Below are 20,118 nucleotides of genomic sequence, written 5' to 3' on the forward strand. Positions count from 1 at the left end.
GTCATGCGGTATCTCCTGCGGGATGGCCGGTCCGGCCGATGCTTTCGTAGGCCGCAAAACCCGCCTCGCTGGCGTCATTGACGGAATAGATATTGCGCAGATCGGCCATGTGCGGCGTGGCCATGGAGGCCGCGACGCGTTTCAGATCCAGCGCGCGGAATTCGTTCCATTCGGTCAGGATCACCAGCAGGTCGGCACCAGTTGCCGCAGTATAGGGATCGGTTTCCCAGATGACGCCGGGCAACAGCGCCTCGCCCTCGTGATGGCCCTGCGGATCGGTCACGCGGACCTTTGCACCGCCGCCCACCAGGGCGGGCACGATGGTCAGGCTGGGGGCGTCGCGCATATCGTCGGTGTTGGGTTTAAAGGTCACACCCAGTATCGCGACCGTCTTGCCGTTGAACGAGCCGTCGCAGAGATCGCGCAGCTTGTCGATCATCCGGCGCTTGACCTCCTCGTTGACCTTGATCACGGCCTCGGTGATCTGCATCGGCACGGCATGTTCCTGACCGATGCGGGCCAGCGCCTTGGTGTCCTTGGGAAAGCACGACCCGCCATAGCCGGGGCCGGCGTGCAGGAACTTGTTGCCGATGCGCCCGTCCATGCCCATCCCACGCGAGACCTGTTTGATATCCGCGCCGACCTTTTCGCACAGGGCGGCAATTTCGTTGATAAAGGTGATCTTGGTCGCAAGAAACGCGTTGGCGGCGTATTTGATCATCTCGGCCGATTCCAGATCGGTGGTGACAATCGGGAAATCGCGCAGATAAAGCGGGCGGTAGATGTCGGACATGACGGCGGCGGCGCGGTCGGTCTGCACGCCGACAACCACGCGGTCGGGCTTCATGAAGTCGTCAATCGCCGCGCCTTCGCGCAGGAATTCGGGGTTGCTGGCGACGTCGAAATCCAGATCCGGGTTGGCGGCGGCAACGACGGCCTGCACCTTGCGGTTGGTGCCCACGGGGACGGTCGATTTGGTGACGATGACGATATAGTGGTCTGATGCGCGGGCGATTTCCTCGGCGGCGGCCATGACATAGGTCAGATCCGCATGGCCGTCACCGCGCCGCGTCGGCGTGCCCACGGCGATGAATACCGCATCGGCGCCGTCGATGGCGCTCTTGAGGTCGAGCGTAAAGCTCAGCCGCCCGGCCTCAACGTTCTTGGCCATCAGCGTGTCGAGACCCGGCTCAAAGATCGGCACCTTGCCGTTTTCCAGCATCTCGATCTTGCGCGGATCCTTGTCGACGCAGATCACTTCGTGACCAAAGTCCGAAAAACAGACCCCCGAGACAAGGCCCACATACCCGGTACCGATCATTGCAATTTTCATGGCCGTGCTCTTTCGTTGCTATTGGTCTGCGGCGGGTTTTCGGGCCTTAGAACGTCTGGTCATAGGCGCCGACGCCGGGTTCCTCGCGGATCACCGCATCGGTGGCGGCAAAGAGTGCGCGCAGCTCTTCTTCGCTCTGGCTGCTTTCGCAGACGACCACAAGGTTGGGTGTGTTGGAAGAGGCCCGCACCAGCGTCCAGGAGCCATTTTCCAGGATCACCCGGGCACCGTTGACCGTGACCACCTCTTTGACCGGCACGCCTGCAAATTCGGCGAGCGGTTTCAGACGCGCCACAATGCGGTCCAGGATGTCGTATTTTTCGGTATCCGAGGCATAGGGCGACAGGGTCGGCATCGACCAGGTGCGCGGCAGGGCACGGCGCAGGTCCGACATCGAGGCGTCGGGGTTACGGTCCATCAGCTTGCAGATCTCGACCGCGACGCGCATGCCGCAGTCGTAGCCGCGCCCGATCGGCTCGGCCAGAAAGTAGTGGCCGGATTTTTCAAAACCCGCCAGCGCGCCCAGATCACGCACCCGGCGTTTCATGTGGCTGTGGCCGGTCTTCCAATAATCGGCGGTGACGCCGTTGGCCTTCAGGACCGGGTCAGAGGCAAAGAGCCCGGTGGATTTCACATCCGCCACAAAGGTGGCACCCGGGTAGATCGCGCTCAGGTCGCGGGCCATGATCACGCCAACCTTGTCGGCAAAGATTTCCTCGCCCTCGTCATCGACCACACCGCAGCGGTCGCCGTCGCCGTCAAACCCCAGCGCCAGATCGGCACCCGAGGCTGTCACGCTGGCGGACATGTCGTGCAGCATTTCCATCGCTTCGGGGTTGGGGTTGTAGTGGGGAAAGGTGTAGTCGGGGGTGCAATGGCTCTCGACCACTTCGACGCCGATGCGACGCAGCAATTCAGGGGCAAAGGCGCCCGCCGTGCCGTTGCCGCAGGCGCAGACCACCTTGAGCTTGCGGGACATTTTGAAGTCCCCGGCCAGATCATCCAGATAGGCCTCGCGTACACCATCGACAAATTCATACGATCCGCCCGGGCGGGGTTGCCCACGTCCCTCAAGCACGATGTCGCGCAGTTCCGACATCTCGTCCGGGCCGTGGGTCAGCGGGCGGTCAAAGCCCATCTTGACGCCGGTCCAGCCGTTGGGATTGTGCGAGGCGGTGACCATGGCCACGGCCGGTACATCCAGATGGAACTGTGCGAAATAGGCCATCGGCGACAGGCAGGGACCGATATCCTTGACGTTGATGCCCGCCTGCATCAGGCCCAGGATCAGCGCATTCTTGATCGACAGCGAATAGTCGCGGTAATCATTTCCCACGGCAATGACCGGGTCGATGCCGCGCTGGATCATCTGCGTACCCAGCCCCAGACCCAGCGCGGTGATGCCGGGCAGGTTGATGGCCTCGGGATATTGCCAGCGCGCGTCGTATTCGCGGAACCCCGTCGGTGCGATCATCGCGTCGCGCAGAAAGGACCATGTGTTGGGGGTGACTTCGGGCAGGGGTCTGGTCATGCGGGGTATCCGGATCTGGAGTGGAGCGGGGATTCCTGTTCCGCGCAGGGTTAGGGGCTTTTGCAGGGGGATCAACCGCTCGGGCGGGGTCCTGCTGTGTGTGTTGCACGTTCAGCCCGCGCGGCGCAGATGATAGAGCGCATCTGCCTCCAAAGGACCCATAATTGCGGTTTCGCTGCCATCTGCCCAGCGGATCCGCAACTGTGTGACGCGCCGGGCCGCACCCAGGCCGAAATGCACCCGGGGCGCGTCGAATGACATGAACCCGCCGCCCAGCTGCACCTCGCGGGTCATGGTGCGGCCCAGATCGTCGGTGATCTCGACCCGTGCGCCGATGCCGTCGCGGTTGCCGGCCATGTCGGTTAGTTGGAATGCGATGGCATGGCCGCTCTGTGTGTTGTTGCGAAACAGTGCCATCGGCCCGTTTACCGGATGGCTCAGAATATCCAGATCGCCGTCGCCATCCATGTCGAACGCGGTGGCGGCGGCGGTCATCAGATAATCCTCAAGCCCCATCGGACCCGACGCCTCGGTAAAGGTGCCGTCGCCATTGTTGTGGAAATAAAGGTTCGAGGGGCTGACCTCGTTGGGGACCCAGGTGCCGTTGACGATATAGACATCCTGCCAGCCGTCCTGATCGAAATCCGCCACCTTGGTGTCCCAGCTCCAGCCCCCAACCTCGAGCCCGTGCGCACCTGCGGTGTCGGTAAAGGCATCACCCGCCGCGTCATGTTCCAGCAGCACGTTCGAGCGCAGGACCTGCTGCACGGACTCTTCGGCCTCGACCGCCGTGACCGCGCGGATCGGCAGGAAATGCAGCTCGCAAAAGCTGCGCGGGCGCGGCTGGCCATTGGGGATCAGCTTGCAGATCGACGGGTCGTTGCGCTGGATCGCCAGATCCTTGACCAGCATCGCCTTGCATTCTGCCTGTAGTCGTCCGGTCAGATCCTGACATTTGCCGGCATAGGTCGGATCGAAATTATTGCCTGACTTGTACCAGGTCTTGATCTGCATGTTCTGTGCGCAGGCCGCTTTGGCCTGCGGGTCCGCGATGCCATCACAATAGCGCCCCAGCGGCTGCATCTTCAGCTTTTTTGACACGCCGGATGAGCGCCCGGCGATCTGGGCGAAATAGATCTCGGGCACACCGTCATTCATCAGATCGGCGGTCTTGATTGCCATGGTGGTGGTGGTGGTGTGCGGCAGAAGATTGTCCGCATGGGTGATGGCGCTGAACCCACCGGCCCCATCGCCACGGTAAAGGTAATCGGGGATCTCGAAATCATTGCCCACCAGCAGGTCGGTCTGCCCGTCATTGTCGAAATCCGAGAACAGCACCGAAAGCGTCTCACCGGGGATGCCGGGCAGGTCGGTAAAATTCTGACCCGTCAGGGCGCCCGCGTCGTTCCAGACCACGCGGTTGCGGCTTTCTTCGCCCGGCACGCGGCGGTACCAGCCCGAGGTCCAGTTGCCGAGGGCGAGGTCCAGATCGCCGTCGCGGTCCGGGTCACCCAGACTGAGGGCAAGCGACAGCACAGCGTCGTCGCGGTTGAGGATCGGTTCGGGCGCGCCGACAAAGCCATCCGCCGAATTGCGCCACAGATAATTGCCCTGCCGGTAGGTGGCCAGGATCAGGTCGCGCCAGCCGTCATTGTCGATATCGGCGATCACCGCGTTGAACACGGCCATGTCGGCCAGCGGGCCGGGGTTGGCAGCCATCCGGGTGAACTGCCCCGCGCCGTCATTGGCATAGAGATAAAGGCCCTGTTCCGTCGAGGCGACCGCCAGATCCAGATCGCCGTCATTGTCGATATCGCCGCTGGCGACGCTGCGCCCCTCCCAGAATGGCGGCCACATATCCGCCATCGAGAACTCCAACGGCTTGTCGATGCCGGCCTCTGCGGCCTCGACCCGGGTGAACCCGGTTTCGGCAGCGGGCGAGGGCGGGGCAAACGGCGTCGCCTCGATTGTGATGCGGGTGGCATCGTCGCTGACCACCTGCCACGGCACGGCGTCTGCGGCCTGCGCCGCCCAGAGCAGGCGGGGCGGAGTTTCGGGCACGGCCTCTCCGGTCAGCATCTTCAGGGCGCGGTCGGTCTGGTACTGGTGCCAGCCCTGCGCGCCGAGCCCTGCCAGCACGCCGCAGACCAGCACCGTCGCCGCCAGCATCCAGGCCGCGCGCGGCCCCACCGATTGCGCCACGATGAAGTGTGAATAGACACTGAAACTGCCCAAAGTGAACAGAAGCGCCATGACATAGCCCTGCTCCAAACCGCTCGCCAGCAGCACCCCGGCCATCACCACATCGAACCCGATGGGCACCGGCAGGAACACCCCGACCGCCGCGATCCCCACCAGCATCAGCAGCGAAAACGGCAATCCCATGATCAGCCCCGTCGGCAGCAGCACCGCCGCCACCGTGCCCAGAAACCCGGCCAACAGCATCAGCGGCACGGTTAGCCGGATGATGTACCACAGGTTCCGGGCATAGCTTTTTGCCACCTCCCAGACCGCCATGTGCAGCCCCTCGGGGCGGGCCTCACCTGCGGTCAGATCGGCGGCGCTCCAACCGGTCTGGATGCGGTGCTCGGGCGCGATTTCAGTGCGGGGCAGGGTGCGGCAGATCAGCGGCACCAGCACGAGGATGATGAGCAGACTCAGCGCCACCTTGGTCAGCGCCATGTAGACCGGCACCAGCGAAAACAGCATCGTCAGCACCACCATGTTGAGCGTGGGCGAGGCGATCATCGCGCTGAGCGTGGTTTCGGCCCGCAAGCCGCTGGAATACATCCCGCGCGCAATCGGCGCGGCGCAGTTGACACAGACCCCCAGCGGCGTGCCGATCACCAGCCCCAGCAGCGAATTCGAGAACCGGCCGCGAAAGCTTTTGGTCTTGAGGTATCCCGCTGCCGTCAGGAACGCGGCGGCAAACAGCACACCGAATGTCATGCCCTTTTTGTTGGTATTGATCCAGTTCATCGTCGACCAGAAGATATGCTCAAAGATGTTCATATCAGCGGTGACGGGGAATTTCGCCTCAAAGCTCAGCGCATCCTCAAGCTGGATCGCGCCGGACATCATCGCCTTTTCATTCAGCGCCGGATAGCGCGATCCGGTCCAGAACAGATAGGCCAGCACCGCGACGATCAGCGCAGCAAGGAAAAATCGTTTTTGAAACGGGCGGTGGATGAGCGTATCGAGCATGTGCAATGACCGGGTCCGGGAACAGGGAAAATAAGGTTGTGCCGGGGCAACACGCGCCGACGAGGAACAAAGACGATTGTGCGCGAGTCTAGCATCGGTGCCGTGGCAAGAAAAGCGTTCCGGGGCGCGCGGGTGGATCGGAATGCTTCACGTCTGTCACTGGACCGCCAGCGCGTCGCAGACGGCGTTTAGCGGGGGTCAAAGCGCGGATCAAAGAGCGGTCGCCCACTGCCCATATCGGTGATCATTTGCGGCGTCAGACGGCGTGCGCGGTCTGCCACCGCGCGAAACCAGGTCTGGCGCGGATGGAACCAGGGCAGGCGCTGTGCCTGCAGCCCGGCAGGGGCGCAGATCGCCTGTACCTCGTCCTCGTCAAAGGTGACGCATCCGGGATAGATCCAGCCCTCGGCCTGATCGCCGCGCGGGATATTTGCGGTGTTCGGCATGTCGCGCAGGATCGCCGTGAACAGGAACTGCCCCCCCGGGGCCAGCACTGCCGCTGCCGCCGCAATCGACTGGCGCAGCATCGCGGTCCCGGTATGGGAATAGATCGACTGGGCGATGATGAAATCCACGCCTGAGGGTCCGATATCGGCGGGGCTGAAATCGGGGTTGGCCAGAATGCGCGGGCGTTTGATCCGGGCGATGTCGGCGCCGATCTCGGTCTCGAGCGCGTTCTGCCACAGCCAAGTGTTGGGCTCGGTGCCAGTATAGCGGTCGGGCAGCAGATAGTGCAGCAGGAACTTGCCCGCCCGCAGCGACCCGCAGCCGATATCCAGCACCCGGTGTTCTTCGCGCAGACCCAGCCCGGTCAGCAGGCGAAACTGGGTGGCGCCCATGAAATCGTACTGGTTGGGCGGGCCGACATAGGCACGGTAATGCTGGCCCCCCGCGCGCATCTTGCGGGTGCGCAGGATTTCGATTTCCAGCGCGCCCTGCGCCGAGGCAGTTTGGGGCGCGGTTTTCAGGTTAGGGGGGGTCTGCTGCGGGGGGGTGGCCCCTGCGGTGGTCCCAACCGTGTCAAGCTGGGCGACATAAGCCAGATCCCGGGGCCGAAAGACCGACATGTCATGCGCCCGGTGCCGCCCGACTGTCTCAGGCGCAACGATCTGCGCCGCAAAGGCATCAAGCTGCCCCGGCGCAAGAGCAATCCCAAGAAAGCCGAACAGCCCGTCCAGAACTCCGGCAGGGTCATGCAGCATCCGGTCGTAATCCAGATGAAAGATCCGGTCGGGATACAGCGCCGCCAGCCGGGTCATGCGCTGGTGTACCGCGACCCAAAAGGCCAGCGCATCCCGTGGCCCCTTGGTGACATTGCGGTTGAGCAATACCGGGCCCCATTTCAGCAACTGGTTCTGGTTGGCGCTATAGGCCATGTCAGGTCCGTTGCGGCTGATGTGGACATAGCGCAGATCCGGCTGCAGGGTCAGAAGCCGGTCGATCAGGATATGGGTATAGGGCACCTTCCAGCCCCAGACCGGGGCCGGTCGGCCAGTCTGGCCATGCTGTTTCAGGCTTTGGGCCCAGGTCTGCAACCGTTCTGGCTGATGCTGAATTCGGTGCTGCGCCGCAAGTGTATCGACCAGCCGGATCTGCGCGTCATTCATCGGTTGCGGTGTCGACATCTGGCGAAAGAACAGCTGTGCCAGGGTCTCAAAGCGGGCATTATCCTCGACCAGCACCTCGCGGCGGCCAAACAGCAGCGCATACCATAGGTTGTCGCGGGCCTTGCCCATGTCGGCCCCCAGAAAAACGCCCAGTTCTTCGAGAAAGCCGGCAATCACCCGTGTGCCGCTGCCGCCGATGCCGCCCACGGCGATTGGTCCTGTTGTTGTCATACTGCCGTCTCTTTGTTGGTCTTGCCGGTCCGGGGCGTGGCCCGCCCGCGGTTTCGCGGGTGACTGTGCCGCGCCTGTGCCACAGGGACAACCGCCAAACGGCAATAGACCCCGGGTGGTTCATCCCGGGGTCTATCGTAGGTCGGATGCGGGCGATCAGCCCGCGTTGCGGTTATCTGGCTGCAAGCGCCGCCTCGACCGAGGCAAGGCGTGCGGTCAGAGTCGCGATGACGGCATCTGACTGGGCCTGTGTCCGGGTCTGGGACTGGTGCAGTTCGGCGATGTAGATATGCGCCTTTTCCAGTTCGTTCAGCATGCCGGCCATCTTTTGCGTCACGTTGAACGGGCCGTCTTCGGGTGTTGGGCCAACATTGGGCAGATGCCGGTCGGCGAACATCATGGTTGCCTGTTCGGTGATGCTGGGCAACGGGTAATCCGCATCGAACACCCGGTCACACCCGGCCGAGCAGACTCCGCCGGTGGTGAACAGATCACCCTCGATCGTCAGATCGCCCTGGGGGGTCAGGATCATCTCGATATCGCCGGCGCCGCCGGGCGCGGTGGTGACGCGGAATGTGCCGCCCTGGTTCTGGAAATTCCATGACCGCCCGGTATCGTCGCCCGCCGCAATCGAGGTGTCTTCGAGCGTGAGGAAGGTGGTGCCGTTGTTGCGCAGGGTCAGCAGGCCGCGCGCGGCGACGGAGCTGCTGGCCTCTTCGACCAGCACGGTGGCGCTGCCGTCGGTCTGGCGCACATGCAACTGGGCCTCGGCCGTCAGGATGCCGATGCCGACATCGCCGTCGGTGTCGATGACCAGCGCCTGGCTGGGCGCGCTCGGGCGGATGCGGAACGGCAGGGTCGAGCCGTTGGTGGTGTCACGGATGAAAAAGCTGGTCTCGTTACCGGCCATGTCCCAGGTCTGCGGCGCAAAGCCGGACGACCCGTCCTGCGCCAGCCGCAGCGTCGGGGTGTCGCCGTCGATCACATGCAGCTCTACCGACGGGGTGCTGGTGCCCAGACCGACCCGGCCGCCATCGTCGACATAAAGCGCGTTGCTGCCGGCCCCGGCCTCGACCGTGAACACATTGGCGGTCGGCGAACCGCAGCCGCCATTGTCCGAGGCGGTGCCGCAGTCAAGGATCGCGAACTGGTTCCTACCGCCGTTGTTCAGCTGGTTGGCCTCCAGCTCCCAGTCGCGGTTGGGGAAACTGCCAGTCGAGGTGTCGGCGAATTTGAGCCGGGTGTTGTTTTCCTTGAGGATGATCGTGCTGTCGTCAAACGCGATACCGGCCTGACAGTCGCCACCAACGCACAGGCTGTTGCGCACGATGCCATTGGCCGTGGTCAGGACGGTCTGCGCGTCGGCAGTCTGGGCAGGCAGCCAAGGCAGCGCGACGCCCAACAGCAGGACGGCCGGGTGGCGCAGGGCGGGAAACAGGGAATAACGCATTCAAATGCTCCTTTGGTCTAAGAGGGCCGGAGAAAGGCGGCCCGCGGTAATAATACGCAGCAGAGACGCACAGCGCCCCACCTGCATAGTCTATAGTTAAAACGCCCGAAGCGGCACCAATTTCTGGTGCCGCCCGGAAAGGTTCCGGAATCCGGGCGGCAATACACCCCAGACCCCGCTGTTCAGATCCGCTTAGTTGCGGGTCTGTTCCAGCATATCGAGCCGGGCGCGCAGCGCGTCCATCTCGGACAGACGTGTGCGCAGTTCGGCAACTTCTTCTTCCTGCGTGGTGACTTGGCCATGCAGCTCGGCGATGTAGATATGTGCCTTTTCCAGCTCGTGCAGCATGCCGCCGACCTTGGTTGTGATGTCGAAGGGCGCATTCTCCAGGGTGGGACCAACAGCCGGCAGATGCCGGTTGGCGAACATCATCTCTTTCTGCTCGGGGATCGTCGGCAGCACGCTGTCGGCATCAAAGATCCGGTCGCAGCCGCCGCCGCCGCAGGTGGTGCCACCCGTGGTCAGGCTGCCCGAAATGGTCAGATTGCCCTGTTCCGTCAGGGCGAATTCAGGCCCCGCCACCGCCGATGTGGCAAAGCGCAACTCATTATCTTGGTTCTGCAGGTTCCATTGCACAGAGCTGTTGTCGAGGGTCATGAACACGGTGCCGTTGTTCTTGAGGCTCATCAAACCACGCGCGGTATTGGTGCCGCTGGTCTCGTTGATGGTCAGCTTGGACGTACCGGCCGAGCTGGTCACCAGCACGGTACCATCACCACCTGCCACATGCAGGTTGGCCGTGGGGATGTCCGTTCCCAGGCCGATATCTCCGTTTGCTTTGATGAATATGGAGTCTTCCGGGGCACCCGGCTTGATCCTAAACGACAGGGCCGAGCCGTGGGTGACGTCGCGGATAAAAAAGTTGGCCTCGTTGCCGGCGATATCCCAGGTCTGGGCGGAAAAACCCGACGATCCGTCCTGTTCCAGCCGCAGGGCCGGGCTATTGCCGTCCGTTACATGCAGTTGCACCACCGGATTGCTGTTGCCCAGACCGACATTGCCATTGTTTTTTACATAGAGCGCATTGTTGCCCGCGCCCGCCTCAACACGGAACGGGATCCGGCCTGCGGTGCTGTCCTCAATGGCAAGGTAGTTTGCGCCACCGTTGTTGCTGTCATTGGCGATGATACGCCAGTCGTTGGCAGGGAAGCTGCCCGAAGACGACGTGTCATCGAAATGGATGCGCAGGTTGTTTTCCTTGAGTCGCAGCGTGTCAAAACCAAAGTTTTCGCCGCTGTTGCAGTCAAAGCCGGTACAGGTCGACCCTTGGACGATCAGATCGGTGGCAAAGACCTGGGCGGCCTGTGCGGTGCCGGAAATCGCGCAGAGTGCGGTGGCCCCCAAAAGGGCTGCTCCGATCCGGTTGTGCAGCGTGATACTCATTATTTGGAACTCCTATATTTTCATTACTTTGCTGATCCCAGCAGGCTCAGCCGTCTTCTTCCTTGATCTCTTCGGGGGTGATGATCACCCCGCGTTCGACCACAAAAAAACCGGTCGAATAGTATGGCTTGGCCATAGTGCCGTCATCGCTGCTGTCACCGCGGCCGTTGTCCACCTGGTTGACGATCTCGACCTTTTCGTCGGTCGCGGCGCGCAGTTCGAACCGGTAGACGCCATCCTGTGCCTCGGCGCGGTCAAGCTCGAACACCGGGGTGCCGGATTCGGCGTAAACCGTGGACATCTTGCCATTGGGTGCGGCGACCACCAGTGTGGCATTGGTCAGCCCGACCCAGTTTTCAAACCAGACGGCGTTTGAATTGTGCTGTTGCACCGGATCAGCGGCCAGAGCGGCACCCGCGCCAAACCCCATGAGCATCGTCGCAACAAAAACAGTTCTTAGAATATGCATGCTCAAGTCTCTTGTTGTCTTTACCGGATTTCGTGCCGTGCCGATCCGTTTTGGCACAGGCGTTCATATACATATTAACATTATAGTAAGCATGTTTCTTTTTTAAGAGAAAACTTGCAACATTACGGCGCAGGTGTGGCATTCAAGCGGTGCTCGGGGGGAAATCCCGAGCACCGCAAGCTCAGCACGACCAGTATTATGGTTGCCCGGCTTGTGCGCTATTTGCGGGATGCCGGTGACTGGCGCGCTCCAAGGCCCTCGACCAAGGCCTCCAGCCGGAGTATGCGGGCTTCGCGGTTCGCGGCCTGGTCATGCAGCTGTGCGATATACAGATGCGCCTTTTCCAGCTCGTTCAGCATGCCGCCGACCTTTTGCGTCACGTTGAACCGGCCCTGTTCATCGGTCGGGCCGACATTGGGCAGATGCCCTGTGGTACGCATCATCGCGGCCTGCTCGGCCATTGTCGGCAGTGGGTAATCGGCGTCAAACACCCGGTCGCAGCCCGCCGCGCAGACGCTGCCGTTGGTGAAAAGGTCGCCGCCGATGGTCATGTCACCGCCGGGTTCCAGCACCATCTCGATGGCGCCGCCGCCGCCCGGTCCGGGTTTGGTGGTGACGCGAAAGGTGCCGTTCTGGTTTTGAAAATTCCACGCCCGGCCGTTGAAATTGGTATCGGCGCGCGAGGTATCTTCGAGTGTGAAGAACGTGGTGCCGTTGTTGCGCAGGGTCAGCTGCCCCAGGATGCCCGCGCCAGTCTCTTCGATCAGCAGGGCGGCGGTGCCGTCGGATCTGACCACATGCAGGGCGGTTGCCGGATCGTCGGTGCCGATGCCGATGTTGCCGGTGGCTTCGACAAAAAGACTGTTGTCCGGCGCTGTCTTCTCGATCTGCAGGGGCGTCTGATTGTTGGTATTGTCATGGAAGCGGAGCGTGTTGCCGCCGATGAACTGCCAACTTTGCGCCCCGACGCCTATGGAATCCATCTGAATGTTCGGTTTGACGATGTTCCCGACGATATGCAGATTGGCGGTCGGTATCGAGGTCCCGATGCCGATGTTGCCGAAGTTGCTGATCCAGAGGGCATTGTCCGGCGTACCCGCCTCGATGGTGAAGGGGATCGTGCCCGCCGACAGATCCTCGACCGAAAACCGGTTCATACCGCCGCTTGCCAACAAACTGCTTTCGTTGACGAGGAGCCGCCAGTCGTTGCCGGGATAGGTGGAGCTAGCGCTATCCTGAAATTCGATGCCGGTGACAGGGCCATTCAACTTGAGCAATGTATCGGTGGCGAATGTCTCGGTCAGAACGCAGGAGTTGCCGATACAGACCTTGTCATCCAGAACGGATGGCCCCTCCACATACAGGTCGGCATTCGAGATATTGCTGTCGAATATGGTGATGCCACCGGCATGGGTGTTCTGCGCCAGAACAGGCATCCCTGAAAGAGCACAGACAATCGTTGCAAAAAGCATTTTCGAGAACATGGGTCATACTCCGTCCACCGCCGCGAAACCGGGGGCGCGGGGGAAATGAAGTGAAATGATGCAGCGCCGCATCCCCCCGGGGGGCGACGCCCAAAGCTATGTGGCACGACCGCATTCTGTCAATTTCGGGTCATTTGGCGGTCTTCTGGCCAAGCCCAAGGACCAACGCGCGCAATTCGGCGATCTGCGCCTGCTGGTCGGCACGGGCCTGCTCCAATTCCAGCGTATACAGCGTCAGTTCCTCGACCTTTTGCAGCAGGGTCATCTGCATCCTGCTCAGGTTGTGGCTGGTATCTGCGATCTGCGCCGCCGAGGGCACATCGGGCAGATGCCGGTTGGCGGCGATGAAACTGGCCACCTCGCTCAGCGGCCGCAGGGCATAGGCATCGTCAAAGACGTAATCCGGCACCGGCGAGCCGCCGTTGGAGAAGTAATCGCCCGAGATTGTCATGTCGCCGGTGGGTGTCAGGATCATCTCGATGCTATTCGCGCCGCCCGGCGGGGTGGTGATGCGAAAGGTGCCGTTCTGGTTCTGAAAGTTCCACTTGCGGCCCGAATTGGCGGTGTCGGGGCGCGAGGTATCCTCGAGCGCGAAATAGGTGATGCCGTTGTTCTTGAGATGCAGCTGGCCCAGGGTGCCGGGGGATGTCTCCTCGACCAGGATTGCGGCGCGGCCGTCACTGCGTTTCACATGCAGGCCGGGGTCAGGGTCCCCACCCCGACCCCCGGCGCGCCGACCACCAGCGCATCGTTGAGTGCCCCGGACAAGACCCTGAACGGGGCCACGGTTCCGCCCGTGGCGTCGCTCCGAGTGCGGTTCAGCAGGGCAACTCGAATTCGTAGCCATACATGTCCCAGGTATATGGCGTCCGCCCGCCAGCGCTGGTCTGGTCGAACTTCATCCCCGGAAAGGCGGGCGACGCGATGTGCAGCCGGGATGCCGGCAGCGCCGTGCCGATGCCGATATTGCCGTCTCCGGCGACATAGAGCGCATTTGTCGGCGCGGCGCCCTCGATTGCAAAGGGCATCCGGTTGAGGGTCAGGTTGTTGACCGCAAAGAGGTTGCGCCCGAACTGGTCCGCGTCGTTCACCAGCAATTGCCAGTCGTGAAAGGGATAGCCGCCGGTGTTTGACGACAGGTCGTCGAAGCTCAGGCGCGGCGAGATTCCTTTGACCTTGATCTGTTCGGTGCCATAGACCTCTCCGTCGATGCAGTTTGTACCGGCGCAGAGCTTTGGCGTGGCGATGGCGTCCGCGATGACAAAATCGGCGCTGGCGCCGGTGACGGCGGAACTCCAGAGGGCGGCGGCCAGCGGCAGGCTGAGAGAAATGGAGCGCATCGGTCAGATCCTTGTGAAAAATACAGGCAAAAATAGATACCTCCACAGGGGGAAGGCCGCAGACGAAACGGACGTGCAGGGGCCGTTTCCGGGCGGCGATCCATCGCAAAGGTTCAGTCCGGGAAAACGGACAGTGCACGGGATTAACAGTGCAGGCTGGCCCGGTCTTGTCGAGTTTTTCCGGCCTTGCCGGGCATTTTGCACCCCCCCGCGCGTGCCCGCACCGGCAGGCACACGCGGCCCAGAAGGCGGCTCTGCATGCAGGGCGCCGGGGCCTTACCGGGTGATCTGCGCCTCGATCCCGGCCAGACGCGCGGTCAGCCCGGCAATGGCGCCGGTCTGCGCCGCATTGGTCTGTTCCAGCTCAAGGGTATACAGCGTCAGTTCCTCGATCTTGCGCAGCAGGGCCATCTGCATCCGGCTGACATTATGCCCCTCTGCCGCGACCTGCGCCGCCGACGGCACGTCGGGCAGGTGGCCGTTAACGGCGATGAAATCCTGCACCTGATCTAGCGGCCGCAGATCATATCCGGCGTCAAAGACATAATCCGGCACTGGCGTGCCACCATTCGAGAAATAATCGCCCTCGATGGTCAGATCGCCGGCGGGCGTCAGGATCATTTCGATATCGCCCGCCCCACCCGGCGCGGTGGTGACGCGGAACGTGCCGCCCTGGTTCTGGAAATTCCACGACCGCCCGGTGTCGTTGCCCGCGGTGATCGAGGTATCCTCGAGCGTGAGATAGGTGATGCCGTTGTTGCGCAGGGTCAGCTGGCCCAGGGGGCCTGCCCCCGTCTCTTCGATCAGCAGCGCGGCGGTGTTGTCGCCGCGCTGCACATGCAAGGCCGCATCCGGTGCGGAGGTGCCGAGGCCGATATCGCTGCTGTCTGAAATGACCAGACTGCCATCGCCTGCCCCGGCGCGCACCACAACCGGCACCCGATTGGTCGTCACGTTCTTCAGGAACCAGTTGAACCGGTTGGCCAGCATGTCCCAGTTGTACGGGGTGCTGCCGGTCGACTGCTGCCGGATGCCCGTGGTTGACCCGCCAACCACGTGCAGGGCCTGCTGCGGCAGCATTGTGCTGATGCCGACCCGGCCGTTGCCGCCCAGGACCAGGGTGTTGGTCAGGGCGGTGTCGTCGATAAAGAACGGGATTCTGCCGTCGGTGACGTTCCGGATGGCGAAATGTTCGCTGGAGGTTAGGGTGTCGTTGGCCTGTAGCGCCCAGTCGGTGGTCGGAAGACCGGACGAGGTTGAACTGTCCTGAAACCGGATCTCGAGGTCACTCGCATCCAGCAGGATCTGGGTGGCGGTGTCAAAGGGCTCGCCATCGGCGCATTGAAACCCGACGCAGAGCTTGGCGTCGACGATGACATTCTGGGTAAACACCTCATCAGCCTGTAGCGGAGCGGCGACAAAAGCACCGAGCGCGGCAGTGAGCAGGCCGGAGCAGAGGGCGGGTGTCGGGGTGTATCGGTGCAGGTGCAAAACGTGTCTCCTGATAAAAAGCGCATTGGGTCGAAATACGCGGCACAGGCCGAAATGGCCTGACGATGGGTCGTCACATGAGGGCATGCGCGACACAGGGCAACCGCGCCCCGCCGATTGGGGCAGGACGGGTGCGTTAACTTTTGTGAATGTCGGCCTGACCTGTCAAGCCAATGTCAGGGCGGGGCCGATTCAAGTGAGGTCAGTCGCGCGTCAAGATCCGCCAGCCCGGCCAGCCGGGTACGCAGCTTGGCAATTTCGACCGTCCGGGCCTGATTGTCCCGGTCCTGCGCTTTTTCCAGCTCGTTCAGCATGCCGCCGACCTTTTGTGTGACATTAAAGGGGCCGTCCTCATCCGTTGGGCCAACATTCGGCAGATGGCGGGCGCTGCGCATCTGCGCCGCCTGTTCGGCAATTGTCGGCAGCGGATAGTCGGCGTCGAACACCCGGTCGCAACCGGCCGCGCAGACCGAGCCGTGGGTGAAAAGATCACCCTCGATGGTCAGGTCGCCGGTCAGGATCAGATCGTCGTTGCTGATCTGCACGACGCCGTGATCGGCGCTGCTGAGGATGGTCAGCAGAGACCTGAAGGTGGGGTTGGTCACGTTCCGGCCCGTGGCCTGGAAATTCAGCCCAAAGGCATTGGCCGACAGCCGGAATGCGGCGCTGCCGTCGCTGCCCGCGATCCCCATCCGCAGGCTCGAGGTGCTGCCGCCCTGAAGATGCAGGTCGTCCTGCGGCAGCGACGCGCCGAGGCCGACATCGCCATTCCCGGCGACATAGAGACTGTTAACCGGCGCCGGCCCTTCGATGGTGAAGGGGGTGGTGTTCTCGCTCCGGTTCATAATCGAAAAGCGGTTGATCGCCGCGGCGCTGTTGCCGACGTCATTGGCCAGGATCTGCCAGTCGTTGGTGGGGCCGCCATCGGACGAGACGTCGTCAAAGCGGATGGCGGTGTCGGTGCCGCGCAGCAGCAGGGTCTCGGTCAGGAACCCCTGCGTCGTGCCGCAGGGGACGCCGACACAAAGCTTGCCCTGCACCACGGCGTCGGTGGTGCTGAGCACGGTCTGCGCGCCCGGCGACGTGGCCAGTGCACAAAGCGTGGCGGCGATCAGGGCAGCGGCAGGCGCGGCTGTGTCATGTCGGCGGGGAAAGAGAGCAAAACGGATCAAGGTCAATTCTCCAATAGGGCGGCCGGGACCGGGGAAAATCCGGCCCGCACTCCATGCTGAGAATAAGTGCGTTAATGATTGTTAATCGGGGAGGGCGGGTCAACCCGCGTCGCCTCGATCACGGCCAGACGGGTCTGGAGGGTGGCGATCATTTCCCCCTGCCGCGCAATCGTACCAACCTGCCGGTCGATGTAGAGGCTCCAGCGCTTTCAGCATCCGCCCCAGCTTGTCCGAAACAGTGATCGGCGCGCCTTCGGTCGCAGGACCGGCCTGCGGCATCACCGGATAGTCCGCACCGAACAGCCGGTCCGGGCGCGCGACGCGCGGCATCCCCCGGGACAGCCGTACCCCAAACAAGCGGAAAGAGCCGTCCTGCGGCTTCTTCTCTTTGCAAATACGCCCCTTTTGGCGGCCCCCCCGCAGCCGGCGCGGCGGACGGGCGTGCGGGGGCGGTTGCAGCCGGGGGCCGTCAGGGCTGCCCGCCCGCCGGGTCTTCTGGCCTCTGCAACCCGCCCTGCCACAGCGCCTCGGCGCGGGCCTGCGCCTCGTTGATCTGGGCGGGTGTCATGCGGGTGGCCAGCGCCGCGCCGCGCTCGGCCGCCTCGGGCAGCCCGGCAGAGCCTGCCAGCACCAGCCACATCTGCGCCAGCACGTAATCCTGCGGCACGGCGCGGCCCAGCACATAGAGCTGCGCCAGATTGGCCATCGAGGCGGCGTGCCCCTTGGTGGCGGCGGCGGCGAAATAACCGGCGGCGGCCTGCCAGCTGACCTGCGTCGGCTCAGCGAGGTTCGCCAACAGCCAGCCCGTCTGGATCTGCGCCACCGGATCGCCGGCCTGCGCCGCCGCCTCAAGCGTTTGCAACGCCTCTGCGTCCTGTGGTGGGGGGGCCAGGCGCGGATCATAGACGAAATCCGCTGTCGTTGGCTCCGTGGCTTCGGCGCCGCCCTGTCCGCCCATGCGGTAGAGGCTGGCGGCGCGGGCCTCATCATGTGGCACGCCAAAGCCGTTTTCGTACATCACCCCAAGGTTGGTCATCGCCAGGGTCAGCCCCTGATCGGCGGCGGCGGTGAACAGGGCCACTGCGCGTTCGTAATCCTGCGGCACACCCGATCCGCGTGCATAAAGCAGGCCAAGGTTGTTCTGTGCCCGGGCATTGCCTGCTTCGGCGGGGCCTGCGTACAGCGCGCGCGCGCGCTCGAGGTCCTGCGCCACGCCGCGCCCGTTCTGATACAGCACCCCCAGGCTGACGGCGGCGTCCTCATGCCCGGCATCGGCGGCCCGTTGATAAAGGACTGCGGCACTGGCCAGCGCTTCGGGTGAATCAGGATCCTGTTCCAGCACAGAGGCGTAATCAAAAAGGTATTGCGGATTGCCGCTGTCGGCAGCAGCACCAAGCCAGCGCAGGGCGGCGGCGCGGTCCGCTTTGACACCCAGCCCGGCGTGGGCATAGCGCCCCAGCGCGTTTTGGGCCTGCGGGTCGCCAGCCTGCGCGGCACGGCTGTACCAGGCGGCGGCCTCGGCATAGTTCTGCGGCACGCCCGTGCCGGTGTGATAGCGTTCTGCCAAGGCAATCTGGGCGGCGATATCACCTCCGGTCGCGGCCTGTTGCAGGCTGGCAATATCGGTCTGGCCCAGATCCTGCGCGGCCAGCGGTGTGGTAACTATCAGCGCCAGCAGCACCGCCCGGTACACGCGCCGTGTCAGGCCCGAAAACGCGCCCGCTCTCATTGCCCTGTCACCACACTCTGTTCGGTCTGCGGCATCATCTTTGCCTGCGCTGCGTACAGATCGCGGGCGCGGGTCTGCGCCTGGGCAATCTGTTCGGGGGTCATCAGGGCGGCGATCACATCGCGTGTCTCGCTTGCCCCTGCATTGCCCCCCGCAGCAGCGAGGTTGAGCCAGCTGTGCGCGGTGACGTAATCCTGCTCCAGCCCGTAATCGCCTGTGGCCCAGGCCTGCCCCAGCAGCGCCTGGGCGGCGGTCTCTCCGGCCTCGGCGGCGGCGGTCAGCAAGGCGATGCCGTCTGCAGAGCGGTCAGGATCGGACAGCAGTTCCTGCCCCAGAGCGAGCTGCGCGGTGCGCATCCCCTCGTCCGCGCGGCTTTGCAGCCAGTCCCCGGCGCCGTCCTCATCCTGCTGCATCGCCAGCAGCACCCAGGGCACCGCCCGTTGCGGCGCGACTCGTCCGTCAAGCAGGCCCGCCACCGCCATCTGCCCCAGCCGCAGCCGGGCACTTGGTTCTTCGGCTGTGGCGGCGCTGCGATACAGTTTGATCGCGGCGTCCAGATCCTGCGGCAGACCGCGACCTTCTTCGGTCAGCTGGCCCAGTGCGGTCATGGCGCGGGGGATTTCAGCCTGTACACCGCGCCGGTACCATTGCACTGCCAGCGCGTCATCCTGCGCAAGGCCGGTGCCGTTGGTATAGGCCGAGCCCAGATTGAGGATCGCGCCCGGCTCTCCGGCCTTGGCTGCGGGTTCGAGCCAGCGCAGCGCCTCGTCCGGGTTGGCGTCGACGCCGTCGCCGGTCAGATAACGGGTGCCCAGGATGCGCTGTGCCCGCGGCATCCCGGCCTCGGCGGCGCGGCGGTACCAGCGCAGCGCCGCGACGCGGTCCTGCGCAACCCCCCCGCCGGTCTCGAGCGCATTGGCCATAAAATACTGCGCCTCGATATGGCCCGCATCGGCGGCCTTTTCGAGCCAGCGCAGCCCCTCTTCGTTGCTCTGTTCGGTGCCGGTGCCGCTGGAATAGGCCTTGGCCAGCTCGTATTGCGCGGCGACATAGTCCTGTTCAGCGGCGGCAAGGAACCAGTTGAACGCGGCCTGCGGATCCTGTGGGGTGCCGGTGCCGCTCTGGCTGAGCTGGGCCAGATAATACTGCGCCTCGGCCTGACCGCGTGCGGCGGCGCTGGCCAGCAGGGTGGCGGCGCGTTCGGGATCGTAAGGCGCGCCGACGGCATCGCCGCGCAGCAGCAGCCGCGCCAGCAGGGTGGCGGCCTCGGAGTGGTTCTGCGCCACGGCCTTTTGCAGCCACTCAAGCGCGGCAGTCATGTCACGCGGTCCGCCGCGTCCCTCGACCAGCACGCGGGCATAGCGGTACTGGGCCAGGGGGGTTCCGGTCTCTTCCGCCAATTGTTTGAGCCCGTCGCGCACAAAGATGAAATCGCCGCGTTGCCAGGCTTGCTCGACCTCGGCCATCGACGGCAGGGCACTGGCGTCCCCGGCTGTGTCGGCATCGACCTGCGGTTCTGGGGCCACAGTTTCGGCGGGCACCTCCTGAGCGGAGAGCGGTATGGAAAGGCTGGTCAGCAGCAGCGACAGGGGCAACAGAGGCAGGCGAAAACGCATGATATCAGGTCTCTTTTC

Annotated in this window: 15 protein-coding genes; all 15 read right to left on the bottom strand. The window is 63.7% G+C overall.

Annotated features, from left to right (window positions below; genetic code table 11):
• Position 1 precedes the first annotated feature (1 nt).
• Positions 2–1,333 carry a UDP-glucose/GDP-mannose dehydrogenase family protein gene (locus tag IMCC21224_RS25315; RefSeq protein WP_047998316.1) on the bottom strand — a complete coding sequence of 444 codons (1,332 nt, stop codon included), beginning with the start codon at positions 1,331–1,333 and terminating at the stop codon, positions 2–4.
• 46 nt (positions 1,334–1,379) lie between these two features.
• Positions 1,380–2,864: a phosphomannomutase/phosphoglucomutase gene (locus IMCC21224_RS25320; protein WP_047998317.1), complete on the bottom strand. Its 1,485-nt coding sequence runs from the start codon at positions 2,862–2,864 to the stop codon at positions 1,380–1,382.
• Positions 2,865–2,975: 111 nt separating this feature from the next.
• Positions 2,976–6,068 carry an FG-GAP-like repeat-containing protein gene (locus IMCC21224_RS25325; RefSeq protein WP_047998318.1) on the bottom strand — a complete coding sequence of 1,031 codons (3,093 nt, stop codon included), beginning with the start codon at positions 6,066–6,068 and terminating at the stop codon, positions 2,976–2,978.
• 188 nt (positions 6,069–6,256) lie between these two features.
• Positions 6,257–7,906, bottom strand: a complete 1,650-nt coding sequence (locus IMCC21224_RS25330) for a sulfotransferase (protein WP_047998319.1) — start codon at positions 7,904–7,906, stop codon at positions 6,257–6,259.
• Positions 7,907–8,078: 172 nt separating this feature from the next.
• On the bottom strand, positions 8,079–9,356 hold the full coding sequence (locus tag IMCC21224_RS26845) for a hypothetical protein (RefSeq protein WP_053079219.1): 1,278 nt from the start codon (positions 9,354–9,356) through the stop codon (positions 8,079–8,081).
• Between the two features lie 192 nt (positions 9,357–9,548).
• The gene (locus IMCC21224_RS25340; protein ID WP_053079220.1) at positions 9,549–10,799 is read right to left on the bottom strand and encodes a hypothetical protein; all 1,251 of its coding nucleotides are present in this window, start codon (positions 10,797–10,799) and stop codon (positions 9,549–9,551) included.
• 46 nt (positions 10,800–10,845) lie between these two features.
• Positions 10,846–11,268 (bottom strand): hypothetical protein, encoded by a 423-nt coding sequence (locus tag IMCC21224_RS25345; RefSeq protein WP_047998320.1) that lies wholly within the window; start codon positions 11,266–11,268, stop codon positions 10,846–10,848.
• A 218-nt stretch (positions 11,269–11,486) separates the two neighbouring features.
• Positions 11,487–12,752: a hypothetical protein gene (locus tag IMCC21224_RS26850; protein WP_053079221.1), complete on the bottom strand. Its 1,266-nt coding sequence runs from the start codon at positions 12,750–12,752 to the stop codon at positions 11,487–11,489.
• 130 nt (positions 12,753–12,882) lie between these two features.
• Complete coding sequence (locus IMCC21224_RS26855) at positions 12,883–13,443, bottom strand: hypothetical protein (RefSeq protein ID WP_053079222.1); 561 nt, start codon at positions 13,441–13,443, stop codon at positions 12,883–12,885.
• A 127-nt stretch (positions 13,444–13,570) separates the two neighbouring features.
• Positions 13,571–14,092, bottom strand: a complete 522-nt coding sequence (locus IMCC21224_RS25360; protein ID WP_047998321.1) for a hypothetical protein — start codon at positions 14,090–14,092, stop codon at positions 13,571–13,573.
• Positions 14,093–14,368: 276 nt separating this feature from the next.
• Positions 14,369–15,583: a hypothetical protein gene (locus IMCC21224_RS25365; protein ID WP_047998322.1), complete on the bottom strand. Its 1,215-nt coding sequence runs from the start codon at positions 15,581–15,583 to the stop codon at positions 14,369–14,371.
• 176 nt (positions 15,584–15,759) lie between these two features.
• Positions 15,760–16,755 carry a hypothetical protein gene (locus IMCC21224_RS25370; protein WP_156178435.1) on the bottom strand — a complete coding sequence of 332 codons (996 nt, stop codon included), beginning with the start codon at positions 16,753–16,755 and terminating at the stop codon, positions 15,760–15,762.
• A 99-nt stretch (positions 16,756–16,854) separates the two neighbouring features.
• The gene (locus tag IMCC21224_RS25375) at positions 16,855–17,085 is read right to left on the bottom strand and encodes a hypothetical protein (protein WP_156178436.1); all 231 of its coding nucleotides are present in this window, start codon (positions 17,083–17,085) and stop codon (positions 16,855–16,857) included.
• 139 nt (positions 17,086–17,224) lie between these two features.
• The gene (locus tag IMCC21224_RS25380) at positions 17,225–18,484 is read right to left on the bottom strand and encodes an SEL1-like repeat protein (RefSeq protein ID WP_053079223.1); all 1,260 of its coding nucleotides are present in this window, start codon (positions 18,482–18,484) and stop codon (positions 17,225–17,227) included.
• On the bottom strand, positions 18,481–20,100 hold the full coding sequence (locus tag IMCC21224_RS25385; protein WP_047998325.1) for an SEL1-like repeat protein: 1,620 nt from the start codon (positions 20,098–20,100) through the stop codon (positions 18,481–18,483). The genes IMCC21224_RS25380 and IMCC21224_RS25385 overlap by 4 nt, the downstream gene beginning before the upstream one ends.
• Between the last annotated feature and the right edge of the window lie 18 nt (positions 20,101–20,118).

The organism is Puniceibacterium sp. IMCC21224 (assembly GCF_001038505.1).
In the GTDB taxonomy this organism is placed as follows: Bacteria; Pseudomonadota; Alphaproteobacteria; order Rhodobacterales; family Rhodobacteraceae; genus Puniceibacterium.

Excerpts from the sequence above, each read along its gene's own strand:
- IMCC21224_RS25315 (WP_047998316.1), bottom strand. The coding sequence starts at position 1,333 with ATGAAAATTGCAATGATCGGTACCGGGTATGTGGGCCTTGTCTCGGGG.
- IMCC21224_RS25320 (WP_047998317.1), bottom strand. The coding sequence starts at position 2,864 with ATGACCAGACCCCTGCCCGAAGTCACCCCCAACACATGGTCCTTTCTG.
- IMCC21224_RS25325 (WP_047998318.1), bottom strand. The coding sequence starts at position 6,068 with ATGCTCGATACGCTCATCCACCGCCCGTTTCAAAAACGATTTTTCCTT.
- IMCC21224_RS25330 (WP_047998319.1), bottom strand. The coding sequence starts at position 7,906 with ATGACAACAACAGGACCAATCGCCGTGGGCGGCATCGGCGGCAGCGGC.
- IMCC21224_RS26845 (WP_053079219.1), bottom strand. The coding sequence starts at position 9,356 with ATGCGTTATTCCCTGTTTCCCGCCCTGCGCCACCCGGCCGTCCTGCTG.
- IMCC21224_RS25340 (WP_053079220.1), bottom strand. The coding sequence starts at position 10,799 with ATGAGTATCACGCTGCACAACCGGATCGGAGCAGCCCTTTTGGGGGCC.
- IMCC21224_RS25345 (WP_047998320.1), bottom strand. The coding sequence starts at position 11,268 with ATGCATATTCTAAGAACTGTTTTTGTTGCGACGATGCTCATGGGGTTT.
- IMCC21224_RS26850 (WP_053079221.1), bottom strand. The coding sequence starts at position 12,752 with ATGTTCTCGAAAATGCTTTTTGCAACGATTGTCTGTGCTCTTTCAGGG.
- IMCC21224_RS25360 (WP_047998321.1), bottom strand. The coding sequence starts at position 14,092 with ATGCGCTCCATTTCTCTCAGCCTGCCGCTGGCCGCCGCCCTCTGGAGT.
- IMCC21224_RS25375 (WP_156178436.1), bottom strand. The coding sequence starts at position 17,085 with ATGCCGCGCGTCGCGCGCCCGGACCGGCTGTTCGGTGCGGACTATCCG.
- IMCC21224_RS25380 (WP_053079223.1), bottom strand. The coding sequence starts at position 18,484 with ATGAGAGCGGGCGCGTTTTCGGGCCTGACACGGCGCGTGTACCGGGCG.
- IMCC21224_RS25385 (WP_047998325.1), bottom strand. The coding sequence starts at position 20,100 with ATGCGTTTTCGCCTGCCTCTGTTGCCCCTGTCGCTGCTGCTGACCAGC.